1 protein-coding gene is annotated in these 1075 nt (G+C 72.2%); it reads right to left on the bottom strand.

Annotation, left to right across the window (positions count from 1 at the left end; genetic code table 11):
- Positions 1–153: 153 nt before the first annotated feature.
- A partial coding sequence (locus ABT288_RS39455) for a peptidoglycan-binding protein (RefSeq protein ID WP_351618692.1) occupies positions 154–1075 on the bottom strand: 922 nt, incomplete at its 5' end.

Here is a 1075-nt window from a genome sequence, read left to right as displayed (position 1 = left end):
CCACCCGGCCCAGCGGTCACAGAGCAGCCACCCGGCCCAGCGGTCACAGAGCAGCCACCCGGCCCAGCGGTCACAGAGCAGCCACCCGGCCCAGCGGTCACAGAGCAGCCACCCGGCCCAGCCTTCAAAGGCCGCCCCCCCCCGGCCCCCCGCTCAGAGGCCCGTCGCGCGATCGGGGTCCGTGTCTGCGAACAGCCGGCGCCAGGTTTCCGGTCCCGGGAAGCCGTCCGCCGCGCCGCCGCGCCAGCCCTGGGTGCGCTGGAAGGCCTGCACCGCGCGCCGGTCCGCTTCACCCCAGCGCGGACCGGGACCGGCGGGATAGAACGTGCCGAATCCCTTCTCCATCAACCGGCGGCCCAGCTGCGTGACGTACGCGTTCTCCGCGCCCGGACGGAAGGAGGCCCTGCCCGGATAGCCGGGCACCCCGTGCGAGACGGGCACTCCCCGCGTGGCGGCGCGGCCCGGTCCTCCCGCCGCCGAGACCGTCTCCGCGCCCTTCCCGCCGGAGGTCAGGCCCTTGTAGCGGTAGGGGACGTACTTGTCGGCGTTGCTCCAGTAGGGATACGGGGTGGCCTGGCTGCGGGTGTGCGGGGGTGTCTGCTCGTAGACCGTGTAGTTGGTGTGCTTGTAATCGATCCAGCCGCCGAAGATCACCACGTGAGAGCCTTTTTCCGGGTTGTCGGGATTGTGGTACAGCAGCATGTCGCCGGGCTCGAGCTCCTCCTTGGTGATCTTCACTCCGAACTGGTCGAGGCTGCCCGTCCACTCGTTGCCCGGCAGCCCCCAGGCCATGGAGACATAGCCCGAGCAGTCCTGCCGGTAGCCGTCGGTCCAGTAGGCCTCCATGCTGTACGGCACCTTTGCGGTCACCCAGATCTTGGCCCGGTCGATGATCTTGGTCCGGGTGGTGGCCGGGGTAGGGGTGGTGCCGGGTTCGGCCGGTTTGCCCTTCGGGCCGTACAGCGGGCCCGGGGCGCCCTGGGGGGTGTCGGACTCGCCGTCGTCGGGGGCATGGAGGCGCTCCACCGCGGCGGGGCGGACGGGGGTGAGGGCGGCGGCCGGGGCGGCCGCGCCG

It is taken from the genome of Streptomyces sp. NPDC001093, assembly GCF_040298985.1.
In the GTDB taxonomy this organism is placed as follows: domain Bacteria; phylum Actinomycetota; class Actinomycetes; order Streptomycetales; family Streptomycetaceae; genus Streptomyces.
This window is presented reverse-complemented; position numbering and strand designations above follow the sequence as displayed.